This window comes from Vibrio sp. B4-6 (assembly GCF_963888245.1).
In the GTDB taxonomy this organism is placed as follows: domain Bacteria; phylum Pseudomonadota; class Gammaproteobacteria; order Enterobacterales; family Vibrionaceae; genus Vibrio; species Vibrio anguillarum.
This window is the reverse complement of sequence record NZ_CAWPIM010000051.1, coordinates 1-1,194: the sequence shown is the minus strand read 5'-3', so window position 1 is coordinate 1,194 and position 1,194 is coordinate 1. Positions and strand designations below refer to the sequence as shown.

Sequence of the window (1,194 nt, the reverse complement as noted above, 5' to 3'; positions counted from 1 at the left end):
GGGCGTTATGCTAATTTTGAGTAAGGAACCAATGTGAATAAATATGCTGAAAAGTTACTAACTGGTGATATTGAATTAGCACTTAAATTAAGCAAGTTTACGAAGCTGTTTAAGATCTTTATGGCCTTAACTCTAGTCTTGTCATATTTTTTCTTTAAAGCTTGGCTTCTTGAGATTATGTTGATTTCCATTGTTGTTACACTAATAGCACCGCTTGGATTTTTTGACGTCTTTATTCAAAAGCTTGTTGAGTACAATACCCAAGTAATCGAGAGTCGCCAGCAATTAAACGCAACTGAAACCAATGAACATATCGCTAAGTTATATGAAAAAATTGATGAAACTCATCAGTAAGGTCATTGCAAGACAATTAGCATAACAAACGCTTCAAGAGGGACAGCCAACGCGTGGCATTTTTACTATGCGTTGTTTTTTGTGGTTACGGTGTTATGCGGAAAGTTGGTAGTAGCGTTGGCTGCCCCTTAAGCGGGCGTTATATTTCGGATGAAATCATGAGTTCAAATGAAGATGAAAACATTGTTCGTGAGTACTTAGCTACTCGCTTTGATAAAGTGATTCATGAGCCTGATGGTAATGTGTCTCCTGACTTTCTCGTCAACGGTAAAATTGCAATTGAAGTTCGGCGATTAAATCAGCAATTTCGGGGCGCCAACAAGACCATTGGCTTAGAAACGGATCAATTCCGTTTAATGGATGCTATTCGAAGAAAACTATCGAAATATCCTTTGGATAAAACGTCCAAAAGGTACTTTGTGACAGTTTCCTATAAGCGTCCAGTTGGAAAGTTGTCTTCGATAGTGAGCAACTTAGAAGAAGCAATAAATAAATTTCAACTTGCAGGTGAGCCAATACCTTACTCTTGTAAACTCCACCAAAATGTACAGTTTGATATTGAACTAGAGCATCCTGTTAGGGATGTAAAATATAAAGTTGGTATTGAGGTTGATGAAGATAGTGGTGGTTGGGTTGTTGATACCTATGCCAAGGATACAAACCACTGTATTGACGAAAAGGTCATGAAAATTCAGTCCAACTATAGCAAATACCCTGAATGGTGGTTGGTGTTTGTGGATCACATAGGGTTTATGGCTTCGGATGACGTGGAAGACATAAAGCAATGCCTAAGTCGTCCAGAACACATTGCGAAAATTCTTGTACTAGATATCAAAGGTA

At 38.1% G+C, this 1,194-nt stretch carries 1 protein-coding gene and 1 pseudogene; both read left to right on the top strand.

Annotated elements, in window-relative coordinates; translation table 11 throughout:
- Positions 1-33 precede the first annotated feature (33 nt).
- Positions 34-354, top strand: coding sequence for a hypothetical protein (locus AACV20_RS12880; protein WP_002053845.1), 321 nt, complete (start codon positions 34-36; stop codon positions 352-354).
- Positions 355-407: 53 nt separating this feature from the next.
- Positions 408-1,194: pseudogene (locus tag AACV20_RS12875) on the top strand (hypothetical protein); the annotation flags it as partial.